The following is a 26,270-nucleotide window of genomic DNA, read 5'->3' as shown; positions in this document are numbered from 1 at the left end:
GACTGACCTTAATTTACCTTTGATAAGATAGGCAAAAATAACGAGATTTTCGTTTGAGAACTTAGCCTCAGATCCTATATCAGCGATCGCGCCTTGGTAAAGCAATCTTCACATCCTGTAAAGTAAATTATCAATTAAGATGATCTAACTGCCGCTTTGCGGCAGTTAGATCATCTTAATTTTGTTTAGAAATGCCAACTATTCTTGCGATCGAATCTAGCTGTGATGAAACTGCGGCGGCAGTTGTATGCGATCGCCAAATTCTCAGTAGCGTGGTTTCATCGCAAATTTTAACCCATGCGCTTTATGGTGGCGTTGTACCTGAGGTTGCAGCACGGCAACATGTAGAGACAATTAATCCTGCGATCGCGCAGGCATATCGCGAATCTGGCAAAACATGGGCTGAGATTGACGGGATTGCGGTGACGACTGCACCAGGGCTGATTGGTTCGCTGATGATCGGTGTGACGGCGGCAAAAACCTTGGCAATGTTACATAAAAAGCCTTTGATAGCGGTGCATCACCTTGAGGGGCATATCTGTTCGGCTTTATTGGCTGATCCAACTTTAGAGCCACCATTTTTATGTCTATTAGTTTCAGGGGGACATAGCAGCATTATTTTAGTCAAGGACTATACCGACTATCAGGTAATGGGCAAAACTCGCGATGATGCTGCGGGTGAGGCATTTGACAAAGTAGCGCGATTACTCGGTTTGGGCTATCCAGGGGGGCCAGCAATTGACAAGATCGCGATCGCGGGAAATCCCAGGGCTTACAAATTACCGCAAGGGCGCATTCCTGATTTCCCTTATGACTCTAGTTTTAGTGGTTTAAAAACCGCAGTATTGCGCTTAACCCAAAAACTTAGCCCCAATGGCGAAGAGTTACCGATCGCCGATATTGCCGCGAGTTTTCAAGAAACCGTTGCCACTGCTCTGGTAACCCGCACGATTAAATGCGCGATCGAGCATAATCTTTCAACAATTGTGGCAGTTGGCGGTGTGGCTGCAAATAGCGCATTAAGATCGCGCCTTGTGACCAGTGCCGCAGAGCATGACATTCGGGCAGTTTTTCCGCCTTTGAGCTTGTGCACGGACAATGCAGCAATGATTGGCTGTGCAGGAGCTATTCATCTCGCTCGTGGCGAAACTTCGTCAATGAATATTGCAACGCGATCGCGCCTCAATCTCGAAGATTGCCAAAGCTTGTATACATAATACCAATTCACAAAAGTGTGACAACACTTCTGTGAATTAAAAACCAAACCCTGTAAGGGTTTTAAAAACACAAAGTGGCGCAGCCACTTTGTGTTTTGGTATAAAACCCAATAATTGATTGGCGGCGCGGAGCGCCGCCAATCAATTATTGGGTTTTGATTTGCCATAAGACAAGTGACTGTAGCTATATAGCCGATGGCACGACCAAATCTTTCATCGCACGATGTATATCTTCAGTGAGTTTGCGGGTGCATTCCTTAGAGGCGGCTCGGCTAGATTGATATTCGGCTAGATGCTCTGACACTGATAAAGGTTCGGCAACTGAGATCGTTAATTTGCGATCGCCAAAATTAGGGGTTTCTTTAAAAGCAGAATCTTGATTTCGCTCGGTGACACGCTGTAATACGCTCCACATTAATTTCAAAACTTCGATATAGCGACTAGGGCTAGGATGCTGGCGAACATAGTCACTGGTGACACCGATGATACTTTCAGCGATTCGCATATGCCAGTTACTATAGCTAGCTTCGAGTGCTAATTGATCAGCAAAGCCACGCTCCACTCCAGATAATTTCTCAATATCATTAATGTCATTACGAAAAATCCGATCCCATCCTGCCTGTTCGAGGCGGCGGCAGCGATCTATTGGTGAACCCTTTGCCTTGATCCCAAAACTCATTTCCGCAACACTCAAAATGCGATCGGCTAGTTCCTCCAAATTCGCTGCTAAATTATCGGGATTGGTATTTTCGCTGTTAATTTTGGCATAGTTGCCATAGAAAGCTTTGTAATAATCGCTAACCCATTTCACTAGGTAACTACCCAAATCGTAAAGTCTTTGATAGCGGTTATCAGGTGTAATCGCGGGTTTACTAATTCCACATTCTTTTTCAATCGTGATGATTGTTTGATCAATTTTTCCCCAAGCCTGAGTCGAATATTCGTATTGAATCCCCACAGGAATGATTAACATTTCCTCGGTACGCCCTTCTTTAAGCAAATCCTCAGCAGCCCAAAATCCAATCTGAGCAATCCCTGGTTCTAGTTCAGCAACCGTTTCACTTTTGCCATTTGTACCACCTTCAGGAGCCATCGAGAGAGGCACATCACCATGCGTAATTTGTTTGCGCATCCAACTTAGTGCAAGGCGATCGAGCTTACCGCGAAAAATGGAAATCCCTCCTAATGCTGGAAATAACCAATTGACGTAATCTCCTGCCCATAGAGAAATGCCGCGATCATACACAAACCCACTATGGGGCAATGTCGTTAACTTGATGCCCATATCTCTTGCCTCTTCTGGCACAGCGTAGGCAAGCAGATACAACATTGCAAAGGGATCATCCGTGGTGGGATGCCGAAAAGCAAGCATATAACGAGCTTTGCCATCCTGAAACTTTTTTGTAGCTTCAACAAGGCGATCGATATAGCGGGTTTCAATCTGCTTGATGCCACATTGCCACCGCAACCAAAATGGCGTTAATATTCGTATGATTTTTAATATGAATTTATTGGCTTTGGGCGGATAAACCTTGAGAGGTGGTTGAACGCGAGTCAGATCTACTGCCATGATTTCCTTTGTGTGTACAGCAATACGAATTAAAACACGCAAAGCGTATCTCCGCGATTTTAGCTTTTTTTACAAACTAAATAATCATTTCAGCCAAAGAGCTATTGATTTTTGAAGGACAATAGATGAATATTTCTAAATATTTTTATAATTATTTTGGTTGAGCTGATCAATAAACTCTATGCTGACAAATATACCTGTGGTAATGAGCGATTTTGGCGCGTATTTGCGAGCTAGTGGCAGGCGTTTTCAATGGATTGCCCCAAAGAGAAACACCAAATTTAGGACGATCGCATGGTCAAGTGGCACGATGTTACTTTTGCGCGTATTACTTCCTAATCGCAAATATGCAGTGGCAAGAATATACTGCGCCACTCATGAAATTTTAAAGAAAACTTATCAATACCTGATCAATGGCGATCTCCTATCGGTAAAGCTTGGCTTTCAGTTGACGCGATCGATGTGGTGCACGATTCCCCAAGTGTAAAAAATTAAAAGCTTTTTTAATTAAACCCAGAAAGTGAAATGGGGCGCATCGCGCCCCATTTCACTTTCTGGAGCGCAAAGCGCTATACACTAAACAGTAAGCAATACACACAAGCAATAAAGCGATAAATTGCGGCATCCAAGGTCAACACTGGTTTATGAGAAAGCTACTAAAGGGTTTACACAAGTTTCAATCGTCCTATTTCCCTGCCAATCAAGAGATTTTTGAACAACTCGCCGATGGACAAAAGCCGCGTGTGTTGTTTATTACCTGCTCCGATTCGCGGATTGTGCCGCATCTCATTACCCAGTCAGGTGTGGGCGAACTATTTGTAATTCGGAATGCTGGAAACTTAGTGCCGCCCTTTGGTGCTGCTAATGGTGGTGAAGGCGCTGCGATCGAATATGCGATCCATGCGCTGGGGATCGAGCAGGTAATTATCTGTGGGCATTCTAACTGTGGGGCGATGAAAGGGTTGCTCAAGTTAGAAAAACTAAGAACCGAGATGCCTTTGGTCTATGAATGGCTGCAACATGCTGAGTCAACTCGCCGCTTAATTCAAGAAAATTATGCTGACATTAAAGGTGAAGAACTGATGGCGATCACGATGGCAGAGAACGTCGTCACCCAGATCGAAAACCTAAAAACCTATCCCGTAATTCGCTCTAAATTGCATCAAAACAAGATGTCCATCTATGGATGGATCTATGACATTGAGTCAGGTGAAGTCCTCGCCTACAATCCTGAGACCGATGATTTTGAGGTTCCGCAAACCTTGTTAGCCAATCCCAACGGCTCGTCAAGTGAAAACTTTACTCATACTGATGCTCCTCCCATTCCATCGGCGTATCAGAATGGTTCACAGCAAGTAGAAACTAAAAATGCGGGAGATTTACCTTCATGGATGTCTCCTGAGCAAGCTAATCGCATCTATCGCGGATCAGCAAGATAATTAAGACAGTGCTTTGCACCGTCTTTAATTATCTTGCCACGCAAATTTATCCGATAATCAAACAAAATATAAATTAAGGTTTTGATTGATTTACGCTCCCAGCAATTTATTTCTGAAAGACCGTAGGGGCATAGCATTTGCGCCACAATTTTACAAATCACCACAGAAATCTTGATCCGCAAATGCTATGCCCTCTTTGCTTTTGCAGATAATTTGTCCCTACGTTGCAAGGTTTTGGGCAGAGCATTCCCAAAAAAAAGATTGCCTAAAAATTCATAAATTTCTGTGGGAATGCTCTGCCCCTTGTATCTACAGTTCTATATCTATGGGCGCGAATCATTAATGACATTAACAAAACCTGCACTTCGTAAAGGTTCTACTTGATTGCATCCAAAATAGAATTTAGTAAATTAGGAAACCTTGCATCTAAATCCTCGCGACGTAGAGAATTATAATGTTGAGTCCCTTCTAATCGCGTATACATGAGCCCTGTATCTCGCAAAACCTTATAGTGGTGAGATTGAGTGGATTTGCTCATTTCCAAACAAAATTCGCCACAGGTAATCTCTTTTTTGGTTGCCAACATTTTGACAATTTGTAAGCGCGTTGGATCGCTGAGTCCGTAGAGGACATCGGTTAAAGAAATATTGTCGCGATCGGGATGTTGATATTGACGCATTACAAAAGGATTAGCAAGCAAATATTAATTTAGCAAAAATAGCAAAGCCGTTTTACTAAATTAAATTATCCCACAATGTTGCATAAATTTCCATTGTTCGCATATAATCGAACAATGGAAATTTATGCAACATCACATTATCCCTATGAGCGCTCCTCTTCTATCCTCGGTTAAGCTCGGTCGTTATACATTGCCAAATCGGATTGTGATGGCTCCTTTAACTCGCAATCGCGCTGCTGCTGGCAACGTCCCCACAGCTTTAAATGCCTTGCATTATCAGCAACGGGCTTCGGCAGGGTTGCTAATCACAGAAGCATCGCAGGTTTGTCCACAGGGTCAAGGATATCCGAATACTCCAGGAATTTATTCTGATGAACAAGTCTCAGGCTGGCGCTTGGTAACGGAGGCAGTTCATGCAAAAGGTGGCAAAATCTTTTTACAGCTTTGGCATGTGGGTAGAATTTCGCATCCAGATTTTCAGCCGAATGGAGAATTGCCCGTCGCTCCATCAGCAATCGCACCCGAAGGAGAAGTCTTTACCTATACAGGCATGAAGCCTTATGTCACGCCTCGCGCTTTGGAATTAGAAGAGATTCCTCAAATTATTGAGCAATATCGAATTGGGGCAAAAAATGCTCTGGAAGCTGGCTTTGATGGAGTAGAAATTCATAGTGCTAATGGATATCTATTAGATCAGTTTTTGCAAGACAATACCAATCAGCGCAATGATATCTATGGTGGTTCTGTCGAGAATCGTGCTCGATTGTTATTAGAAGTAACTGAAGCAGTTGTAAATGTATGGGGTAGCGATCGCGTCGGCGTGAGACTATCTCCTAGCGGGACATTTGGCAGTGTGTATGATTCCAATCGCGCTGTGACTTTTGGGTATGCAGTTAAGGAATTAAACCGCTTTAATCTTGCCTATTTGCATTTAGTTGCGCCCAGAGTCGAAGGATTTGGCTCTGCTGAAGATCAACCCGATCTTGGTGCTGACTTCTTCCGTCCGATTTTTAATAGCACGATTATTACTGCGGGTGGTTATACCCTTGAGACTGGAAACGCTGCGATCGCATCTGGTGCGGCTGATCTGGTTGCCTTTGGTCGTCTCTACATCGCTAACCCAGACCTAGTAGAACGTTTTGCCGCTAATGCACCTTTGAATACACCTGATCGAAATACCTTCTACGGAGGCGATGAGAAAGGTTATACAGACTATCCAAGCTTATAAAAAAAGTAGAGAGTTCGCAAAGCGAACTCTCTACTTTTTCTCGAAAAAAAGGAACCAATTGTTTGTGATGCGGCAAAGCCGCACCACAAACAATTGGTTCCTTTTTTTATCGTAGAACTCTAATTAGTTCATCAGATCACTGTTCTGTAATGATCTAGATCGTTGATTGCTGTAATTGCAATCGTGATTTTGAGTGTTGGCGATCCTTATGCTGTCATTGTTTGCATCACAAACGAATTTTGCGATCGCCTCGATAATAGTGATATTCAAAAATGTTATCCAGATCGAGGGGGACTACTATGACACCTACACAAATAGCCAGAACCCAAGAATTACTGAGTGATCAACAGTTTCAGCTTTTCTTTCAACTCAGCAAAATTCGTGTATGGATGGGAGAACTATATCTAGAACTTGTGCTTTCCACTGAAGAAGTTGAATATATCCATCGTTCAGAAACTAATATCTGCAATTACCAAGACGAGGAAAACAAACCACGAACTCCTTATCTAATGCGTTGATTTATCCTCATAAAACTAAAAAGAGAATGGCGGTGCAAAGCACCGCCATTCTCTTTTTACGTCTGTTAAATTGCTGTAATTTAACGGATGTATACATGATATATTTAGGTTACAGCGTTAAATTCTCTTAAATCAAGGATCTGCTTGCATGACTCTGCTTACTCTTTTTCCACAATGTCAGGATTTACAAGCGCAAGTTGAAGCCATCTTACAACTTTTGCAGCAGGAGCCAAATTTGCGATCGCAGCAGGATGGTAGCGTTGTTCAGTCTTCGTTAAGGAAAGCGATCGCACCGACTTTTGAGATTGTATTTGCGGGGGCTTTTAGCGCAGGTAAATCAATGCTAATTAACGCGCTGCTAGAGCGGGAATTGCTTTACAGCGCCGAGGGACATGCTACGGGGACGGAATGTAAAATTGCCTTTGCCAAAACTGGGGAAGAACGGGTTGTATTAACTTTCTTGAGTGAAGTGGAAGTACGCGAGCAGGTTCAAGCACTTTCTCGGCTAATTGGACAAGTTGCGCCCACTAATATTAATCAACCTGAGGCACTCAAGCAGTTACAAACCTTGGCTCTCAGTGTAATCGAACAAGAAGGTGGTAAGAGTAAATCAAAACGAGCCAAAGATGCTGATGCTTTGAATCTTTTGCTAGAAGGCTTTACCAATAACCGCGATCGCATTAGTTCGGTTGCTAATGCCACTTACTCAATGGAACAGTTTGGTTTTGACAACCTTAAAAAAGCTGCTGACTATGCAAGACGTGGAGCAAATAGTGCAGTTCTCAAACGGGTGGAATATTATTGCAATCATCCACTGTTAGAAGATGGCAATGTGATTATCGATACCCCAGGGATTGATGCACCTGTCAAAAAAGATGCAGCTTTAACCTTTGACAAGATTCAACATCCCGACACTTCGGCAGTGGTATTTGTTCTCAAGACAGCAGCTACAGGGGAAATGACTTCTGAAGAAACAGAACTTAGCGAAAAAATGCAAAATAATGCAGGGATTCGCGATCGCGTGTTTTATGTATTCAATCGCATTGATGAGACTTGGACTAATGACCAGTTGCGCGATCGCCTGCAAAATACGATCAACACTCAATTTCGCAATAGCTCAAAAATCTATAAAACCAGCGGTCTGCTTGGCTTCTATGGTAGCCAGATTAAAAACACAAGTGCTAGCGATCGCTTTGGTTTAGATTCAGTATTTGTCGAAAGTGTAAAGTCAGTGGGCGGTCAGGAAGGCACGCCACAGTTTGTCAATGAGTTCAATAGCTACTGTCTGGTTTCTGGCAAGCTGGATATTACCAAGTTCCCAATTCCTTACAGCGTTTTAGAAACGAATGTGAAGAATGAGAAGTATGTGCGCTTACTCGGTGGGTTGGGTACGGGGCTAATCGGGCAATTGATTAAGGATAGTGGCATTGAAGAGTTTCGCACGGCGATTACTCGCTATTTAACCACTGAGAAGCGGCCTTTACTGTTTGCTGATCTTGCCGATGATTTGCAGCCGATTTGTATTGCGCTGCGTCAGTCTTATCTAGAAACTTGGCTACAACTCGAAAGCCAACCTCGCGATATTGAAGCGATTAAGTCGCAGGAGTTACAGAAGCTCAGTCGTGATCTCAAAGAAATTGGCGATCGCCTTTACGAAGATATTGCCAAAGAAGTAAATGTCGCGGTGGCTAGCGATCGCAACGAATCATTAGAAACTGATTATTTGAAACTCAAAACCAAAATGGTTAGGCGTTTAGATGAACTGATTGTCGATTTTTCTGTTGCTGTCGTGCATCAACGCGCTCAAGCCAGTCATCGCCGTAACTCTGTCGTTCCTGTGATGGGAATTTTGACTGAGGGCTTCTATTTTTTGGCAAATGAGCTAGAGGATGTTCTGGTGGAATGCTCGAAAGAAATTATTACCAATTTCTTCCAAAATCTGATTGAGAAGATCAAGAAGACCGACTATTATCTGGAACTTTATCGTTTGCTCGGTAACGATGGCGGCACGGAGAATTATTTACACAGCTTGATGGTTAAGGCATCTGATGCATTGGTAAATGAAGCTAAGACGGAATGCGATCGCTACGTGCGAGAACGTCCAGCCTTCTATGCGGAAGGAACTGCGGGATTCTGGCAATTGCAGCAAACTTTGCAACTGGTATGCCGTGGCTATGACTATCAGAGCATGATCGAGTCTGAACCAGCAATTCGCCAACTTTTAAAGCTGGATTTTGAGTTCAAAGTCAAGGATACGGTAATTCGGACTTTCCGCCAGACGATCAATCAAACTCTCAATACGCATTTACTTGCGGGTGCAGAGAAACAAGCTGATGAGATTTTGCAGCAGTACGATCGCGCTCGTGCATATCTGGCGCAAACTCTTGAGAAGGAAGCTCAATCTAAGATTGATAACAATCGCCGCTTGCAAGGTGACATTAAGCAAAATATTGATGCTTACAACGCAGCAGTTTCTAACATTAATGGTTGTTTAGAAGCAATGCAATTGTCTCGCAAGAAGTTACCAGTCATCAGCGAATCCGATTTGTCTGTTGTGCCAACAGTTGCAATCGATGTCATTGAGGCTGAATCAGTTGCGATCGATGAGATAGAATTAGTATCATGAATTATTTACAGTGATTTCCGATCAAACAAATCACTGTAAATTTTTAATTAGTCGCATGTTCTAACTAGTTAAGCAAGGTTCGATAGCTTAGTTAGATTTATTTCTATGCTCTTCTTAAGTTATAGCCATCAAGGTCAAGTCAAGAGATAAAACCCAAGAGCGAGTTGCCCTTCGCGCTGCCATTCTCTCTTGAGTTTTAGTTTTGGTCTAACCTTGATGGCTATAGCTATTCTGTATATAGCCTGTACTGAATAAAAACTGTTCCACAGAAGTAAAAAATTCTTCGCGATCGCTTTCTTGGTAAATTTTCCTAACCTGCTCCCAACCATCATAATTAAGTTAGCATAGCTAAAAAATTTCAAAATCCATACAATTCATTTGTCTTTCAAGAGACGATCGCTTCTAACTACCCACTTCGTTGAAACTATCATGACAGGTTTACGCAGAATCATCTGTTCTACTCAAGGAGCGATCGATCTCCAAATTAATGGAGCATTAGGAATTCCTTTTAACGATCTAAATTGCGATCGCGCAGCTAATTTACCTGAGATTTGCCAGTTTTTATATCAACAAGGGCTAGACGGATTCTTGCCTACACTTGTTACTACATCTATCGAGCAAACACATCGATCGCTATTTTTTCTAGCTGAAGCGATCGCCAATCAAAAGCAAAATCCTAATTCTCTCGAAGCCAAAATTTTAGGCATACATCTTGAAGGGCCATTTCTTCATCCTGACAAAAGGGGCGCACATCCTCAGCAACATTTATTACCGCTTAATCTCAATACCTTGCAGCAGGTATTAGGTCATTACACCAAATTTATTAAGCTTGTCACCCTCGCGCCCGAACTCGATCCCACGGGCGAAACCATTAAATATTTATGCGATCGCAATATCATCGTCAGTTTAGGACACTCTACAGCCAATGCTGAGCAAACGAGAGTGGTGATCGAGCAAGGCGCAACAATGGTCACTCATGCCTTTAATGCCATGCCAAGTTTGCATCATCGTGATGTTGGTTTATTAGGCGAAGCAATTTTAAGCGATCGGGTTTGGTGCGGGTTAATCGCAGATGGAGTTCATGTTTCGCCCGAAATGATCAAACTAATCTATAGGATGAAAAAACAAATTTTTCTGGTTAGTGATGCCCTTGCGCCCCTTGGTTTGCCCGATGGTACTTATCCTTGGGACGATCGCCAGATAACGATTCAAAATGGTACAGCCAGATTACCCGACGGCACGCTCTCAGGTACAACACTGCCCTTAATCAACGCAGTCAATAATCTGATCGAGTGGGGAGTTTGTGAGCCAGAAAATGCTATTAAATTAGCGATCGACTCTCCACGCCTTGCCATAAATCTTGAAATCGATCAAGATGCGCCTCAAAGGCTCACTTGGTGTAGCTACTCGTTCTCTTGCGCTATGGCTCCTATGGCTCCCGAATTTATGACCCCTGACTTTAAAGATGTCCATACTTCGTTCGGTTGTGAAGTTAACTAAAAACCAATTTTTGAGTGGCGCGGCGAAGCCGCGCCACTCAAAAATTGATTCATAAGCTTAGCGAACTATCAGACATAGCATGGGTTACAGACTGAGTAGCACCATTAAGATTTTGATTATTAGCAATTAACTCTTGCGGCTGATGCATTTTCAAAATCATCGCCAAACTTTGTTTCAGCTTTGTTCTTGGCACAACCGCATCTACAAATCCATGATCGAGCAAATATTCTGATGACTGGAAGCCATCGGGAATTTTTTGCTTGAGAGTCTGCTCAATTACGCGCCGACCTGTAAACCCGATCAAAGCTTTGGGCTCCGCCAAAATAATATCGCCGAGCATGGCAAAACTCGCAGTCACGCCGCCCGTAGTGGGATTTGTCAAAACGGGGATATAAAGCAAATTAGCTTGTCGATGACGCTCCAGAGCTGCCGAAGTCTTCGCCATCTGCATTAAGCTCAAAATCCCCTCTTGCATCCGTGCTCCACCCGAAGCACAAAATATCAAAGCAGGAAAGCGTTTTGCAGTAGCAGTTTCTAGCATACGGGTGATTTTTTCACCTACTACCGATCCCATACTGCCGCCCATAAAGCGAAAATCCATTACTGCCATTGCAGCATCACATCCATCTATCTTGCCAGTTCCAGTGATCACCCCATCACTTAAACCAGTTTTTTGCTTATATTCTTTGATGCGATCTATATAAGGCTTACGATCTTTAAAACCTAGTGGATCACAAGAAGTTAAATCTGGATCCATTTCCTGCCATGTACCAGAATCAATCAACTGAGCTATACGCTCATAAGCATTAACCTGATTGTGATGACCACATTCTGGGCAAACCATCAAATTGATTTTTAGATCCTTTACATAGGTTAAAGCACCACAACTAGAACATTTGTGCCACAAACCGTCAGGAATTTCACGTTCTTGAGAGTTTTGATTCAGATTAGGAGTTTTGCGGTGATAAGCTTCACCTGCGCGGGAGCGGGTTTCAGCAAACCAATCAAACAGTGACATAGCGGCTCACGGTTTACAAAATAAGCTTTAGTTGCCAATGTTGACAGCTGGCAACTGTAGCCAAAAATACAAGTATAACTCTGTCATCATACAGCGCTTTGCGATCGCAGTAAAACTGAAGAGCGGTGTCAGCAATTCTCATTATGAAACCAATTTCGTATTTTCCACTGCTTGCGGTGGAAAATACAAAATTGGTTTTTTGAAAATCAGTCTGTGGCTGATTTTCAAAAAACCAATTTTTAAAATTAGAATTGCTAGAACGATGCAAAAGCATCGCCATTCAGTTTTATTCTAAGCTGTCGCTCGGTTTCTGCTTGACCCGCTCAACTTGGGAGTATTTCTCAACTGTTTGAGTTACTTCAAATAGGGATTGCTGTAACGGTTTAATTGCAGTTTGTAAGTCTTCATAGGTGGCTTCTTCAGCTTCATATAAATTCTTGAGAGCTTCCATGTTTTTTAGCGTAGGTTCGCGCAAACTTGTAGTGATGACCGAAGGGCCATTGTCTCTGAGGATTTCTTCAACTGTGCGAATCAAGTTAGATGCTTGGTTCCGCATATTCGCTAATTCACGGCGAGCCTCATCTTCTTCAGAATAGACTTCAGCTTCCATCCGCATTCTCTCAATTTCACTAGGGCTCAATCCACCCGTATTAGTGATGCTAATACTTTGCTCAACCCCAGTATCAATATCTCGCGCTGACACCTTGAGAATACCGTTAGCATCAATATCAAAGGAAACCTCGATCTGCGGAATACCGCGAGGTGCGGGACGAATACCCTCTAGCTCAAATTTGCCGAGGCTCTTATTGTCCTTTACCATCGCCCGTTCACCTTGGAGGACATGGATTTCTACAGCCGATTGATTGTCAACGGCGGTGGAGAAAATTTGGGACTTGCTAGTAGGAATTGTGGTGTTGCGTTCTAGGTTTTTAGTAAATACACCTCCTTGAGTTTCTAGTCCGATTGAAAGAGGAATTACGTCTAGCAATAAGAGATCCTTAACCTCGCCACCTAAGATCCCCGCTTGGACAGCAGCGCCGATCGCTACAGCTTCATCTGGATTAACCGATTGGTCTGGTTTTTTACCATCAAAAAATCTGGAGATCGCATCTTGTACAGAAGGAATACGGGTGGAGCCACCAACTAAAATAATTCGATTAATTTCTTTCGGTAATAACCCTGCATCTTTAAGAGCTTGAGCTGTTGGCTCAAGAGTTGATTTGACTAAAGATGCTGTAATCTCATCAAATTTGGAACGGGTAAAGTCTAGCTCAATGGTCTTTGGGCCAGTGGCATCAGATGCAATAAATGGCAAGCTAATTAAGGTTGAAGGGGCACTAGAAAGCTCAATTTTGGCTTTTTCAGCAGCTTCTTTGAGTCGCTGCAAAGCGGTTTTGTCAGCGGCTAAGTCAATTCCTTCTTTTTGTTTAAAGTCAGCAACTAGCCAATCCACAATCATCGCGTCAAAGTCATCACCACCAAGGTGATTATTTCCTGAGGTTGCCTTAACTTCAAAAATACCATCGCCAAGCTGTAAAACAGATACATCAAACGTTCCACCGCCAAGGTCAAACACTAGAACAATCTGATCTTGATCTTGCTTGTCCAAACCATAGGCGAGAGCCGCTGCTGTAGGTTCATTGACAATCCGCAGAACCTCCATGCCCGAAATAGCCCCAGCGTCTTTTGTTGCTTGGCGCTGAGTATCAGTGAAATAAGCGGGTACGGTAATAACCGCTTGAGTCACTTCTTCACCTAGATAGTTCTCGGCATCTTGCTTCAGTTTTTGCAAGATCATCGCCGAAATTTCTTGGGGAGTATAAGCGCGATCGCCAATCTGGACATCTACGGTATTATCTTTACCCTTGACCGCAGTATAAGGAACGCGACTACGCTCCTGCTCAGTCTCATCCCAGCTACGACCAATAAACCGCTTAATACTGTAAACCGTATTTACTGAGTTGGTAACAGATTGGCGCTTAGCAACCTGCCCAACAATCCGCTCGCTGCTGTCTTTGACAAAAGCGACAATACTAGGTGTGGTTCGCCCTCCCTCTGCACTAGAGATGACAACAGGCTTACCACCCTCTAAAACAGAAACACAACTGTTTGTCGTACCAAGGTCGATCCCAATTACTTTCGACATATTCGCCAGTTCCGTTAAAAGCTTTTTTAAAGTTTAGCTTAATGAATTTCTGAATAATGTACCCTAATAATGCATTTCAAGATGCAATCGCGATCGCAATCTTGAAATATTTATTTTAGTTGGATTCTCCAGAGCTATTTTCGGTAGCATTTTCAGAAGATGCACTATCATCGCCATCGATTTTCCCAGATGATACTTTAACCAGAGAATGACGTAAAACTCGATCGTCGCTGACTAAATATCCTGGGCGTAATTCCTCAGTGATTATGCCTTCGCCATATTCAGTCGAGGGTTCTTGCATAATTGCTTCATGAAAATTAGGGTCAAAGTCTTGACCGACGCATTCCATTCTTACTACACCTGTCTCTTTGAGGCATTTGAGTAACTGTTTGTATACCGATTGATAACTTTTGTGAATTGACGCTTCACCATCTGTTTTTGGTGAAATTTGTAACTGCGCCCGTTCAAAATCGTCAACTACAGGCAAGATTTTTTTGAGAATCTTGCCTGTAATTGTGCCTTCTTGCTCTTCTTTATCGCGCTCTGTACGTTTGCGAAAATTCTCAAAGTCGGCATACAGCCGTAAGTATTGCTGTTTGCGATCGTCTAGCTGCTCTCTAAGTGATGTTGACTCAGCGATCAAACCATTAATTTTGTCTAGCGTTGCGGCGGCGGCGGCGTTTGCTTTACTTACTTCAGGTTTTGATTCGCTAGTTGTAGTCGCAGATCCTTGAGAGCCTTCTGGGATAGATGTTTCTGGGTTTGCGATTTGATTTAATTCTTCGGTTGCAAGTTGTTGCAGCCGAGACTCAAGTACCTCATCATCTTCGTCGATGAGGTCGTCAGAAATTAGGTTGTTTTCTTCTTCGATCATTACAGTGATACTCTTTTAGCGCTTTTTAGACTAGCAGTAAATTGCTAAGAGTTAAAATTTAAGTGTTAATTTTGACGATTTTAGTCAATTATACCGATTTTACTCTTTATCAGAGACAACGTATAGCAGTTGGTGACATAAAACCAAAAAGTAATGGTAATTACCTTTTATCACTTTTACTTTTTGATAGGTCTAAATATATGTCACGGCAGCAATTCTCATTATGAAACCGATTTTGGTGTTTCCAGCGCCGAAGGCGCTGGAAACACCAAAATCGGTTGTTTGAAAGCCCGCCAACGGCGGGCTTTCAAACAACCGATTTTCATAATGAGAACTGCTGATGTCACGGCGATCGCCGTGACATATTATCTAAGGGACTATTTTATTTACCTAAACTGATGGAAATTCAAAACGAACGTCCAGAAGATATAGATGCAATTCGTACGGTTAATATCGCAGCCTTTGGACGAGAGAATGAGGCTAACTTAGTCGATCAGTTAAGGGAAATTGACAATACACTTTCTTTTGTTGCTATAGAATCAGAACAAATTGTTGGTCATATTTTCTTTAGTCCCGTTACGATCGACGAAAAACGCTCTGAAGAATTAATGATTCTTGGATTAGCACCATTAGCAGTATTGCCTCAATATCAACGGCGGGGAATTGGATCTCTATTGATTAAACATAGTTTAGAGAAATGCTCTGATTTAGGATGCAAAGCTGTGGTGGTGTTGGGATATCCAGAATACTATTCACGTTTCGGATTTATTTCCGCAAAAGAAAAGGGACTAAAGTGTGAGTACCTAGTTCCAGATGATGTATTTATGGTCTTAGAATTGAAAAATAGCGCTTTGGATGGTTGTCGTGGAATCGTCAAATACCGATTCGAGTTCCAAGAATGCGAATAGCGATCGCTTATATAAAAACCAATATTTTTTTCAGGGGTGGCGTAGCCACCCCTGAAAAAAATATTGGTTTTTATGTTGATTCATGGCAAACAATTAAGAGTTGATTTTGTAGAGCTCCCAGTCTCAGCAGAGTTGCCAGAAGCCAAAGAGCAGAAATATTTACGAATATTAGGAGCAAGATTTACAGCATTAGTAAAATCTGCGGCTTCGATGCTGCCAATATTTTCAACGATCGCATTGCGAAAATTTGCCCCATTAAGATTTGTCCCTGAAAACTCGATCAGAACTAGTTTCGCAGCTGTCAGGTTCGCAGAACTCAGATTTGCATTAGAGAGATTGGTCAAGTGTAGCTCCGCCGATCGCAAATCTGCCGAGGATAAATTGGCTTCATCTAAAATAGCTTCACTCAAATTAGCGGCACTTAAATTGCTCTCACTCAGATTTACCTTAACTAAATTGGCTTTGCGGAGGTTGGCAAGCAATAAATTTGCTCCCTTAAGATTTGCTGAATTGAGATCAGCTTCACTCAGATTTGATTTCATTAGCTCTGCTTTTGGTAAAAGCGCTGAGACTAATTTGGACTGTGATAGGTTTGCCCGCAATAAATTTGCTTGAGATAAATTTGCTTCAGTCAGATTAGAAAAAGCTAAGTTTGCGTCAACAAGACTTGCGTTACTAAGATCTGCGCCTCGGAGATCGACTTTAACAATTTTAATACCGTTCAAATTCGCATTTTTGAAGATGACTTGGCGCAAATCTACTCTCTCTAAAACAGAACCACTGAGGTTAATATTGCTAAAGTCCTGACCTTGTATACGATCGCCTTGATTGCCAGTCAACTGCACATAGCGAAAATCGCGCTGACCTTCAGCATATTTAGCTTGTAAAGTTGCAGCTGTGATTGGGATTAATTTTGGAGTTGCTACAGCGACGGGAGTGGGGGAATTTGTGGGAGAAGGAGAGCTTACTGGCACATTTGTAGGAATGTTGGTTACGGTAGGTTGAGGTTGCGATAGGTTTGTTTTAACCAGCCAAAAAATAATGCCTAAAATAGCGAATACAGATACTCCCAAAACTAAAAACATCTTATATTGCGTAACTATTTTGTCTTTTCGTAATGGCTGCTCAGATTGGTCTTGCTGATCTTTGCCATGACATCGGCGGATTAGGCGATCGCATAGTTCACGGGTTTCATCATCAGGGATATTGGAGATTGACTGAAACACTGGTGACAACTCAGGTTCTTGAAAATCGTTTTGCCGAAAAATCAAATTTTTATTATCTTCATGGAATGTCTCCCAAAGATTTGGCTGACTTGCTAGAGCCCTAAGTGACAGGGAAATCACCTCAAAAGAAAATTCATCTAGGCGATCGCTAAAGTCCTTAGAAGAGCGCATCGGTGGTTGATAGTTGGGATGTCCGATCTCAATGGGCGGAGCACCTCGCAATGCGGGAACATACATGCCGTCATAGTCAACCAGCTTTAGCTCTCCCTCAGAGTCAACCATAATGTTTCCATGCTGCAAATCACCATGGGCAATCCCTACCTGTTGCAGATCTTTTTGCAGTTGTTTTAATTGCCGATCTAAACGCAATAGAACTTGTGAATCATCAATATATTCGCCAATATAACGATCTAATTCTGAGCCTTGCACCCAATCCATTTTCAGAATCGGATACCATTCGCCTTTGACGAGGATTCCTTGAGTCAGGAATTCAAAATCAACTAAGTAAGGAATTGGATGCTGACTGAGATATTCGCTGATTAACCTATATCGTTGCTGCACATCTGACTGGGGAATCCGCGTAAAGCAACGCACTGCCCAAGAGCGATTTCCTTTAGTAAGCTTGTAGACGGTGGCGAAATTCCCCGACCATAACAAGACTCGTCCTCGCGAATTTTTGGCAGTGCTTGCTTGCTTAAGCTCAGGATCGACAAAGCAGAGGTGGGGATTTTGCACCGCGATCGTAAAGTCAATATTTAATGGCCAAGATTGAATATCTGTCATAACTCACAATGCACTTCTGCTGCATCCTGAATTTTGAGGCATAGCAAGGTTGTATCGTCGTTGGCTATTTCATGGTGATCACGCAATTCATCCACCCATGTTTCAAACAAATCTTGTGTCCTGATCTGTTCTAATTTTACCCAAGGATCTTGATTTGCTTCAATTTGCTTGAAAATCCAACAGGCGATCGCATCGGTCGCTAAATAAAAGTGATCTCCGCATTTTGCAACTCCATGAATTTGCGAAATATTAATATTCGCCGCCTTTACATTGGTTCCAATCAGCCTTGGACGATTATTAAATTCGTGACTATTATGTAAAGGAAAACTTTTTTGCAAAGTGCGATCGCGCACCACAAACAAACAAGAATCTCCCACAGCCAGAGATTTCCAACTTAAATCCGCAAACATTTCCAAGCTCACAAAGGTCGCAAAAGCCCCTTCACCTGCCTTACGTTTAGCAAACCAAGACAATTCCTGCTGACCTAACCATTGCTGCCAAGCTGTTCGTAATGGTAATAGCCAAGTTGAGGAACAAGCATAAACCTCTTGCCAAGGTAACTGGCGATCTGTAAAAGCCGTAACTAATGCCCTTGCCCATTCTCTTGTAAATGAAGACTCAGTTGCCCCATCCGATAAAGCGATCGACACTATTGGATTACGTATTACACAATTCCAAATATCTTCACATTCGGAGATCGCGTTACCTGCTTTCTGAACTGAAAAGCTTTGAATCAGATCAACATCAAAATGTGATTTTCTTAGTGATTCTTTTTGTAATTTTTTTGATTCTAAAGTTTGTAACTCAGGATTGGCAGGTAAATTATATAAACTGCGATCGCCATATTTTCGAGCATTGGTAGCGATCGACTTAAAGCCAAACTTTGCATACTCATATCGAGAATGCAAGCTAGAAGAAGAGTTATTGCAAAAATATCTAAACACAATATCTGTAGCGATCGGCAATTTGATCAGCAAATTTAAGGTCACACCTTAGCACATTAATCCAATAGAAAAGCCGCCAAATGGCGGCTTTTCTATTGGATCTTAAGACTAGGTCGTTAAAGCCACTTTATCTTGACTACACAAGCGCTAAAGAAGCTAAAGGCTCTGGAATTGAAGCACTTGGCGCTGTAAATTCACCCGTGACAACAAACTCAAGTCTTAGCTTTAGCCAACGCATTGTATTTGGATCGGTTGTGATAATTGCCGCCGCAGGTTGAGGAATTTGCTTTTTAATACTCGCCATCTCAGGTGCTTCCAAAAAAGCAGGTTGCTCAATCAACCAAAAATTTATTTCCTTATTGCGTGCTTCAAAATTGCGCCGACGCTCCGATAGCGTCTCACCCAAAGGTTTCCCTTCGTCTTCACACAAATACTTACGGCTAGCAGCCACGAAATAATATTGCTGGGAATCTGACATAAATTTTTCTTAACAAGGTAATAGCTTGTAAAGCCAGATCTATGTTAGCGCTTATTTAACTTATAAAACTTTGCAATAGATTAAGCTGTGACGTTAGCTCTAGAACATTATTCAAAACAAGATCAGCACCGTTTTCTCTGAGTAACGCGGCATAGCGATCGCGTAAATCTTCCGCCACATGTGGCGGAATCACACCAACAGCAAAATATTGATAATTTGGATCATAAATCCTAGCCTTCACCACCGTCAGCATATCCGCCACCGTATCACCGACATAGACAACAATACTTGCAGATTTATCCCCCCTAAGCTCAATTTGCTTGACCGCCAGTAAAAGTCCTGTGGGCTCTGGTTTACCCGCAGCATCTTCCATAGCAATCAATACAGGAGACTCAATTTCCAAACGACGCAAGACATAACTAGCTGAAGCCCTTGTTGCCCCACTAAAAAATCCCCAGCCAATCCCTGCGATCGTCAAATCCCGAAAATATTCTGCCGTCGCGATCAACGGCTCAGTCGCAATATATCCATCAGACCAGTCAGAATTACTACCCCGATAACGACTCTGAAAGAATTCCACAATCGTTTCATAGGGTATCAGTAACTCCTTGTCTATGCGATGTAAATATCTCTTGATTAGCTCCTGCGATGCTTCCCAGTCATTGTTCCAAACGCCTTCAGCTTTTAACTCGTCAATCTCTTCAGAAGTAGGGCGGTAAGCTGCATTTGTAAAATATTCAACCGTATCTGCTAGCGCTCGGCGATAAGAGCCCGATACATCGCGAATCACACCATCAATATCAAACACAAAAATACTTGTACTTGATAGTTTTAAATCAACTTTAGAGGCTTCAATCATGTTATATTGCAAGATCGCTACTTTAATATGTAATTTAACTTTTCTTGGAGGTAGGTAGCATTGTCCCAGTTTATTCTAAAAATCTTATGGTTAGAAAATAATGTAGCTCTTGCTGTCGATCAAGTCGTTGGCAAAGGTTTCAGCCCTCTCACCAAGTATTTCTTTTGGCCCCGTGATGATGCTTGGGATCAACTTAAAACAGAAATGGAAAGCAAGCCCTGGATTGCCGATCAAGATCGGATCGAAATTTTAAATAAGGCAACCGAAGTAATTAATTACTGGCAACAAGAGGGCAAAAATCGCCCCATGACAGAAGCTCAAGGTAAATTCCCTGATGTCATATTTACTGGTAGTAACTAGTAATTATCGCAAAAAACAAAAAAGAAAGGCAGTGCTTAGCACTGCCTTTCTTTTTATAGGATGTGACAAAGCACATCTTAATTAGTTATTTATCTAAATCAGGCATCGAGAGTACAGCTTCATCCTTACGATCAATACCCTTTTCAAAGCCAGCAACAGCCGCGCGAGCACGACCAGCATGCCATAGGTGACCAACCAAGAACATGAAAGACAATACGAAGTGCGAAGTAGACAACCAAGAGCGAGGAGAAACAAAGTTTACCGCGTTGATTTCAGTGATAACACCGCCAACTGAGTTCAAAGAACCCAAAGGAGCATGTGTCATGTACTCAGCAGCGCGACGTACTTGCCAAGGTTGAACGTCATTCTTAAGTTTGTCGATATCCAAGCCGTTAGGACCACGAAGAGGCTCTAACCAAGGACCACGGAAATCCCAGAAACGCATGGTTTCACCGCCGAAGATGATTTCGCCCGAAGGAGAACGCATCAAGTACTTACCTAAACCAGTAGGACCTTGAGAGGTTGCAATGTTTGCACCTAACTTTTGGTCACGAACAAGGTAGGTGAAAGCTTGAGATTGAGAAGCTTCAGCAGCAGTAGGTCCAAAGAATTCACTAGGATAAACTGTGTTGTTAAACCATACAAAGCAGGTAGCAATGAAAGCCATAAAGCTCAATGCACCAAGACTGTAAGAGAGATAAGCTTCACCAGACCAAACAAGGGCGCGACGAGCCCAACCGAAAGGCTTAGTAAGGATATGCCAAATACCGCCACTAATACAGATCAAACCGATCCAAATATGCCCACCAACTACATCTTCAAGATTGTCAACGCCAATAATGTTTCCTTCGCCGCCAAAGGGTGAATTGAAAACATAGCCAAAAATGACAACAGGATTAATCGTAGGGTTAGTAATCACACGTACATCTCCACCACCAGGTGCCCATGTATCGTAGAGACCACCAAAGAACATAGCCTTAAATACGAGTAGCAATGCACCGCAACCCAATATTATCAGGTGATACCCGATAATATTGGTCATTTGGTTCTTGTCTTTCCAGTCGTAACCAAAGAATGAAGAATAGTTTTCTAAGACTTCAGGGCCACGCAAGGCATGGTAGATTCCGCCAAAGCCAAGTACTGCCGAAGAAATAAGGTGTAAAACACCAACCACGAAGTATGGAAAAATATCTACAACTTCACCACCAGCACCAACGCCCCAGCCTTGAGTTGCCATGTGAGGAAGAAGGATAAAGCCTTGCTCGTACATTGGCTTTTCGGGAATAAAATGCGCGACTTCAAACAAAGTCATTGCGCCAGCCCAGAATACGATCAAACCAGCGTGAGCTACGTGAGCGCCCAGCAGTTTGCCAGAAAGGTTAATGAGTCTTGCGTTACCAGACCACCAAGCAAAGCCCGATGTATCCTGTGTACGTCCACCCACTCCAAGCGAGTTTAAGTTAATGGTCGTCGTCACGAGAGGTTATCTCCAGAAAGTTTTTTATAGGTTTAAAGTGCAAATAATTTTTAAGCTATCAGCTATCAGCTTGTTAACTGCTAACGTTTAGAAGTTTGATGAAATTCATCATAATCCAAAAACTAGTAGAACCGTACTGATTTCTGATAGCTAAATTTTGCAATTATCCTTAAAAAATTGCTTGCAATAAGCTGCAAGCAATTTTTTTAGCTTCAAATTTATAGTGCGTTACCGCGAGGCAATACTTCTTCAGGGAAGATAAATCTTTCAGCTGGTTGGTCTTGAGGAGCCATCCAAGCACGGATACCTTCATTCAAAAGCAAGTTCTTGGTGTAGAAAGTTTCAAATTCAGGATCTTCTGCGGCGCGAACTTCTTGAGATACGAAGTCATAGGCACGTAAGTTCAATGCTAGTCCTACAATACCAACGCTGCTGAACCATAGTCCAGTTACAGGCACGAATAGCATGAAGAAGTGCAACCAACGCTTGTTGGAGAAGGCAATACCGAAGATTTGGCTCCAGAAGCGGTTAGCGGTAACCATGGAGTAGGTTTCTTCGGACTGAGTTGGGTTAAAAGCTTTAAAAGTGTTTGCGCTAGTACCATCACCATCTTGGAACAATGTATTCTCAACAGTTGCACCGTGAATTGCACAGAGCAATGCGCCGCCAAGGATACCTGCTACGCCCATCATGTGGAAGGGATTCAGAGTCCAGTTGTGGAAACCTTGCAAGAATAAGATGAAGCGGAAGATACCAGCTACGCCGAAGGTTGGGCCAAAAAACCAACCAGATTGACCCAAGGGGTACATCAAAAATACGGATACGAATACGGCAATAGGGCCAGAGAATGCGATCGCATTATAAGGACGGATACCGACTAGACGAGCAATTTCAAACTGACGCAGCATGAAGCCGATCAACGCAAATGCACCGTGAAGTGCGAGGAATGTCCATAAGCCACCAATTTGACACCAACGAGTGAAGTCGCCTTGTGCTTCAGGGCCCCACAAAAGCAATAAGGAATGTCCAACACTTAAAGGTGGAGAAGATACTGCAACGGTCAAGATGTTGCAGCCTTCTAGGAAGCTAGAAGCTAAACCATGGCTATACCAAGATGATACAAAGGTGATGCCAGTAAACCAGCCACCAATAGATAAAAATGCGGTGGGGAATAGCAATAAGCCACTCCAACCAATAAATACAAATCTGTCGCGCTTTAGCCAATCGTCGATGACATCAAACCATCCTCTTTCGACTTGCTGCGACCTGCCCATAGCAATGGTCATAATCTTAAATCCTGCTTTAACTACGAGTATTTATATGGATTTTAAATCAGCTTAACACATCTTTACGTTTGCCTTCTTACAAAATACTTAAGAACTCCAAAGCCTGTCTAGGCAAGGTTTTTAGCTAAGCTCTTAAAGGATCTCCATCCGACAACAAATATTAAAAAAATGTTAAGGAGCTTTACAACTATCTCTTTGGAGATAGTTGCTAATAAATTAATATATTTAATTAACAATATAGCAGCACTAAATCCAGTGATTCTAAAAATGCTTTAAGGAGACAAGATTGATCTCGATCTTTATATTAATAGTCTAAGTATTTGTACTTATAGACATTAGGAAAAGATTTGTAATGAGTCTCATCAAAACAGGCGATCGAGATCGCAGCTTTATCTTAAAAAGCAGTGCAATATCATTGAAACAAGAATTTGCAGCCACAGGTAATAGCCATGATTAGACAAGTTGAACTTAAACAGCTAGAGCTTGATCATGATCACAGCCAAGTGCAGAAAAAGAGCTAACTACGGTCACTATTCTTTGTGAATCTCCCAAAACTGGTGTAAAGCAAAAGCTACCAAATCCATTTCTCCAAAATGGGACTCCAACATGTGCTGAGGGAACTGTAGCGCTAAATTAGCTGTCTCGCTAAACTAACTTAACCAAGAGGTTACCCGATGGATAACAATGTAAATTATCGCTATCGTGATTTTCAGAATCAATCGTTTCAGAATGAATTTCGTAAAGGCGAAGAAAAGGAAGCTGACTTTACAGGCTCAAGATTGAAAAGTTGTGATTTTCGAGGGGCAAATCTAGCGGGTGCTGATTTCTCGGAAACTGCGATCAGTCGAGATAAACAGAATTTCCAAAAGCAGATCACGCAAATGTCGCTGCATATCATTTTTGGCGTTCCCCTTGGATTAGCTGCGTGGACTTTAGGACAACTTGTTTTAGTTGGGTGTGGTGGTGAAGTCGCAAATCCCTATGGGTGGATCACAAATCCTTTTGTTTGGATATTTGCCTTTGCGACGGCTGCCGCAATGTCTCGAAGAAAGATCTTCTATGTATACATGGGACTAATTGGGTTAATGGTGATCGCTGCCATTAACTCTACAGCTTTGACGGTGGTCGGTATAGGTGTGATGATTGCCGCGTTTGTGATGTCTCTGTTTGGGCTATATCTGGGCTATAAAAAAGGGGCGATCGCAGTGGGTATGGTATGGATGGCAGTGGGAGTTTCGTCTGCAATTTCGGCTGGCTATAGCTGGATCAAACATCACGAAATTCACTATGCAATCTTATTTGCAGTACTTGCACTTTTGCCTGCTGTTTTGGCAACCAAGGCTTTTAATCTACATTTTACAAAAGTCAAAATGGCTGCAATGACTTCTTTTCGTGGAGCAAATTTAGAAAATGCGCGATTTGTAAATGCAAATTTAGAAAATTGTGATTTCTTAGATGCAAATCTGCAAGGTGTGGATTGGTATGGTGCAACTTTTAAGAATTGCAAGTTTCCTAAAGGTTTTTCTATGGATGTAAATGAGGCGATCGCTAAAAAGCCTGAAATTAATTCAGAGATTGAACAAATACCTGTAAATACTTAACCATGCGCAGAATTAGTGATTGGAATCATGATGGAAATCCCTGATGTTATCAAAGGAATACTAATCCTTGTCTTTGTATTCGTACCGATTGAGAAAGTATTAGCGGCTCATCACCAAAAACTATTACGTGAAGGTTGGTTCACGGATCTTTGTTACTATTTTTCAGGTTATTTCATTGGTCATGGCACAACAAAACTATTAATTGTATTTGTATTGATGAGCCAAGGATCAATACCGATATTGTCTAAATTCGTCGGTCAACAGCCCCTTATTTTGCAAGTAACTGCCGCTATATTCATTGGCGATTTGTGCTTTTATTTTATTCATCGACTATTGCATACTGTTCCTTGGTTATGGAAATTTCACGCAATCCATCATAGCTCTACTCATATTGATTGGCTTGCCACAGTACGTGTCCATCCTTTTGAGCAGATTTTGACGAAGGCTTGCCAAATGATTCCCCTTTACTTGCTAGGGTTTTCATCAGAGGCTTTGGCGATTTATATAATTTTTTCAAGCGCGATCGCCTTTTTTATCCATGCCAATGTTCGAGTGAAGTTTCCGATTTTAAAATGGATTATTGCTACACCAGAATTTCATAGTTGGCATCATGATCGCTATCCACAGAAAAGCGCTCAAAATCTAGCTGTACAGTTACCAATTCTTGATTATATATTTGGGACTTTGTACATGCCTGAGAATGAACAACCAAAACAATATGGAACCAAATTAAATACCACAACAAATTATTTTAATCATTTAATTTATCCGTTTAAAAATTGGCATAAGAAAAATGCAGACAAGTGATTTTCAGGAATTTGTCTCTAAGCGTAGATATTTGATACCCTTAGCCTTAGTTGGCTCATTACTAGTTGCTACTGCTGAGATTTTGAGCATCGTTGCATATCAACATCAAATGAGCTTGCCAGTGTATTTGCAAAGCTTTAGTACGCCGCAAATTTCTGTTGAGGAGTTGGCTAGTAGCAAACTCAGATCTGTAGTTTTAATTGATGTGCGATCGCCAGACGAATATGCAGAGGATCACATTGCTAATAGTGAGCTTGTGCCATTACCCGAAATTGAAGGTGAGGCAGGTATTCAAAGGGTTAAGAATATTGTGGAACGCTATGAAAAGAAGCATCAAGCTAAACCAACAGTAGTTTTGTACTGTACTTCGGGGATGAGATCAGTTAAAGCGAATAAGTATCTCAGCGATCGCGGCTATCAAGTGATAACTCTGACAGGCGGCATTACCGCATGGCGCAAACAATTTACGCGATCGCAGGATCTACAAGTTTTGCCAGCCAAATAAAAAAGCGCCATATTATGACGCTTCTCAGTTTTTTTCTTTTTAAGTCGGGATGATAGGATTCGAACCTACGGCATCCTGCTCCCAAAGCAGGCGCGCTACCAAGCTGCGCTACATCCCGTTGCGAATATCTATGTTACTACACAAAGCGCTAAATATACAAAATTATTTTTTATATTAAAATTTCAATGCAAGAATCTCCTTCAGAGCAAAGGGCGATCGCT

The 26,270-nt window shown here is 42.2% G+C and carries 23 protein-coding genes and 1 tRNA gene; 12 read left to right on the top strand and 12 right to left on the bottom strand.

The window, feature by feature from the left end; genetic code table 11:
• The first annotated feature begins 191 nt into the window (after positions 1 to 191).
• On the top strand, positions 192 to 1,217 hold the full coding sequence (gene tsaD, locus CQ839_RS05695) for a tRNA (adenosine(37)-N6)-threonylcarbamoyltransferase complex transferase subunit TsaD (protein ID WP_103667308.1): 1,026 nt from the start codon (positions 192 to 194) through the stop codon (positions 1,215 to 1,217).
• Positions 1,218 to 1,401: 184 nt separating this feature from the next.
• Here the strand turns inward: tsaD and CQ839_RS05690 are convergent, their stop codons facing one another.
• Positions 1,402 to 2,787 (bottom strand): glycerol acyltransferase, encoded by a 1,386-nt coding sequence (locus tag CQ839_RS05690; RefSeq protein ID WP_103667307.1) that lies wholly within the window; start codon positions 2,785 to 2,787, stop codon positions 1,402 to 1,404.
• Between the two features lie 181 nt (positions 2,788 to 2,968).
• On the opposite strand from CQ839_RS05690, the gene CQ839_RS05685 reads away from it, so the two are divergent.
• Both CQ839_RS05685 and CQ839_RS05680 read left to right on the top strand, forming a co-directional pair.
• The gene (locus CQ839_RS05685; protein ID WP_146048701.1) at positions 2,969 to 3,274 is read left to right on the top strand and encodes a hypothetical protein; all 306 of its coding nucleotides are present in this window, start codon (positions 2,969 to 2,971) and stop codon (positions 3,272 to 3,274) included.
• A 157-nt stretch (positions 3,275 to 3,431) separates the two neighbouring features.
• Complete coding sequence (locus CQ839_RS05680; protein ID WP_103667305.1) at positions 3,432 to 4,226, top strand: carbonic anhydrase; 795 nt, start codon at positions 3,432 to 3,434, stop codon at positions 4,224 to 4,226.
• A gap of 376 nt (positions 4,227 to 4,602) precedes the next feature.
• On the opposite strand, the gene CQ839_RS05675 is transcribed toward CQ839_RS05680, so the two are convergent.
• Positions 4,603 to 4,926, bottom strand: coding sequence for a helix-turn-helix transcriptional regulator (locus CQ839_RS05675; RefSeq protein ID WP_258040637.1), 324 nt, complete (start codon positions 4,924 to 4,926; stop codon positions 4,603 to 4,605).
• A gap of 103 nt (positions 4,927 to 5,029) precedes the next feature.
• Between CQ839_RS05675 and CQ839_RS05670 the strand changes: the two genes are divergently transcribed.
• The 4 genes from CQ839_RS05670 (at position 5,030) to nagA (ending at position 10,777) form a co-directional block, all read left to right on the top strand.
• On the top strand, positions 5,030 to 6,133 hold the full coding sequence (locus CQ839_RS05670; RefSeq protein WP_308455511.1) for an alkene reductase: 1,104 nt from the start codon (positions 5,030 to 5,032) through the stop codon (positions 6,131 to 6,133).
• Positions 6,134 to 6,432: 299 nt separating this feature from the next.
• Entirely contained in the window at positions 6,433 to 6,651 is a 219-nt protein-coding gene (locus tag CQ839_RS05665; protein WP_103667302.1) for a hypothetical protein, read from the top strand.
• Between the two features lie 148 nt (positions 6,652 to 6,799).
• Entirely contained in the window at positions 6,800 to 9,277 is a 2,478-nt protein-coding gene (locus CQ839_RS05660) for a dynamin family protein (protein ID WP_181016117.1), read from the top strand.
• A 429-nt stretch (positions 9,278 to 9,706) separates the two neighbouring features.
• Positions 9,707 to 10,777 carry an N-acetylglucosamine-6-phosphate deacetylase gene (gene nagA / locus CQ839_RS05650; protein ID WP_103667300.1) on the top strand — a complete coding sequence of 357 codons (1,071 nt, stop codon included), beginning with the start codon at positions 9,707 to 9,709 and terminating at the stop codon, positions 10,775 to 10,777.
• A gap of 49 nt (positions 10,778 to 10,826) precedes the next feature.
• Here the strand turns inward: nagA and accD are convergent, their stop codons facing one another.
• The 3 genes from accD to grpE all read right to left on the bottom strand — a co-directional run bounded on the left by accD (position 10,827) and on the right by grpE (position 14,815).
• Positions 10,827 to 11,795: an acetyl-CoA carboxylase, carboxyltransferase subunit beta gene (accD, locus tag CQ839_RS05645; protein WP_103667299.1), complete on the bottom strand. Its 969-nt coding sequence runs from the start codon at positions 11,793 to 11,795 to the stop codon at positions 10,827 to 10,829.
• Positions 11,796 to 12,081: 286 nt separating this feature from the next.
• Positions 12,082 to 13,941, bottom strand: a complete 1,860-nt coding sequence (gene dnaK / locus CQ839_RS05635) for a molecular chaperone DnaK (RefSeq protein ID WP_103667297.1) — start codon at positions 13,939 to 13,941, stop codon at positions 12,082 to 12,084.
• 115 nt (positions 13,942 to 14,056) lie between these two features.
• Positions 14,057 to 14,815, bottom strand: coding sequence for a nucleotide exchange factor GrpE (gene grpE, locus CQ839_RS05630; protein WP_103667296.1), 759 nt, complete (start codon positions 14,813 to 14,815; stop codon positions 14,057 to 14,059).
• A 398-nt stretch (positions 14,816 to 15,213) separates the two neighbouring features.
• Here grpE and CQ839_RS05620 point away from each other — a divergent pair, with 398 nt between their 5' ends.
• Positions 15,214 to 15,723, top strand: coding sequence for a GNAT family N-acetyltransferase (locus tag CQ839_RS05620; protein WP_103667294.1), 510 nt, complete (start codon positions 15,214 to 15,216; stop codon positions 15,721 to 15,723).
• Between the two features lie 80 nt (positions 15,724 to 15,803).
• On the opposite strand, the gene CQ839_RS05615 is transcribed toward CQ839_RS05620, so the two are convergent.
• From CQ839_RS05615 to CQ839_RS05600, 4 genes are all read right to left on the bottom strand, one after another.
• A complete protein-coding gene (locus tag CQ839_RS05615; RefSeq protein ID WP_103667293.1) occupies positions 15,804 to 17,732 on the bottom strand; it encodes a pentapeptide repeat-containing protein in 1,929 nt (642 codons plus the stop codon).
• On the bottom strand, positions 17,729 to 18,721 hold the full coding sequence (locus CQ839_RS05610) for a hypothetical protein (RefSeq protein WP_103667292.1): 993 nt from the start codon (positions 18,719 to 18,721) through the stop codon (positions 17,729 to 17,731). The genes CQ839_RS05615 and CQ839_RS05610 overlap by 4 nt, the downstream gene beginning before the upstream one ends.
• Positions 18,722 to 18,812: 91 nt before the next feature.
• Complete coding sequence (locus CQ839_RS05605; RefSeq protein ID WP_103667291.1) at positions 18,813 to 19,154, bottom strand: MgPME-cyclase complex family protein; 342 nt, start codon at positions 19,152 to 19,154, stop codon at positions 18,813 to 18,815.
• A 55-nt stretch (positions 19,155 to 19,209) separates the two neighbouring features.
• The gene (locus tag CQ839_RS05600) at positions 19,210 to 20,013 is read right to left on the bottom strand and encodes a TIGR01548 family HAD-type hydrolase (RefSeq protein WP_103667290.1); all 804 of its coding nucleotides are present in this window, start codon (positions 20,011 to 20,013) and stop codon (positions 19,210 to 19,212) included.
• Between the two features lie 60 nt (positions 20,014 to 20,073).
• Between CQ839_RS05600 and CQ839_RS05595 the strand changes: the two genes are divergently transcribed.
• Positions 20,074 to 20,373: a 30S ribosomal protein PSRP-3 gene (locus tag CQ839_RS05595; protein ID WP_094530228.1), complete on the top strand. Its 300-nt coding sequence runs from the start codon at positions 20,074 to 20,076 to the stop codon at positions 20,371 to 20,373.
• A gap of 85 nt (positions 20,374 to 20,458) precedes the next feature.
• Here CQ839_RS05595 and psbC read toward each other — a convergent pair whose 3' ends face one another.
• Complete coding sequence (gene psbC, locus CQ839_RS05590) at positions 20,459 to 21,850, bottom strand: photosystem II reaction center protein CP43 (RefSeq protein WP_103667289.1); 1,392 nt, start codon at positions 21,848 to 21,850, stop codon at positions 20,459 to 20,461.
• A 218-nt stretch (positions 21,851 to 22,068) separates the two neighbouring features.
• Positions 22,069 to 23,136 carry a photosystem II D2 protein (photosystem q(a) protein) gene (gene psbD, locus CQ839_RS05585; RefSeq protein ID WP_103667288.1) on the bottom strand — a complete coding sequence of 356 codons (1,068 nt, stop codon included), beginning with the start codon at positions 23,134 to 23,136 and terminating at the stop codon, positions 22,069 to 22,071.
• A 674-nt stretch (positions 23,137 to 23,810) separates the two neighbouring features.
• Between psbD and CQ839_RS05580 the strand changes: the two genes are divergently transcribed.
• From CQ839_RS05580 to CQ839_RS05570, 3 genes are read left to right on the top strand one after another with little or no spacing between them, the layout of a single operon-like run.
• On the top strand, positions 23,811 to 24,737 hold the full coding sequence (locus CQ839_RS05580) for a pentapeptide repeat-containing protein (protein WP_103667287.1): 927 nt from the start codon (positions 23,811 to 23,813) through the stop codon (positions 24,735 to 24,737).
• Between the two features lie 27 nt (positions 24,738 to 24,764).
• Positions 24,765 to 25,544 carry a sterol desaturase family protein gene (locus CQ839_RS05575; protein WP_258040636.1) on the top strand — a complete coding sequence of 260 codons (780 nt, stop codon included), beginning with the start codon at positions 24,765 to 24,767 and terminating at the stop codon, positions 25,542 to 25,544.
• Positions 25,531 to 26,049 (top strand): rhodanese-like domain-containing protein, encoded by a 519-nt coding sequence (locus CQ839_RS05570; RefSeq protein WP_103667285.1) that lies wholly within the window; start codon positions 25,531 to 25,533, stop codon positions 26,047 to 26,049. The genes CQ839_RS05575 and CQ839_RS05570 overlap by 14 nt, the downstream gene beginning before the upstream one ends.
• A 44-nt stretch (positions 26,050 to 26,093) precedes the next feature.
• Here the strand turns inward: CQ839_RS05570 and CQ839_RS05565 are convergent.
• Positions 26,094 to 26,167, bottom strand: a tRNA-Pro gene (locus CQ839_RS05565).
• Positions 26,168 to 26,270: the final 103 nt, after the last annotated feature.

This window comes from Pseudanabaena sp. BC1403 (assembly GCF_002914585.1).
Classification (GTDB): domain Bacteria; phylum Cyanobacteriota; class Cyanobacteriia; order Pseudanabaenales; family Pseudanabaenaceae; genus Pseudanabaena.
The sequence above is the reverse complement of the archived record's forward strand: the minus strand, read 5'-3'. Positions and strand labels throughout refer to the sequence as shown.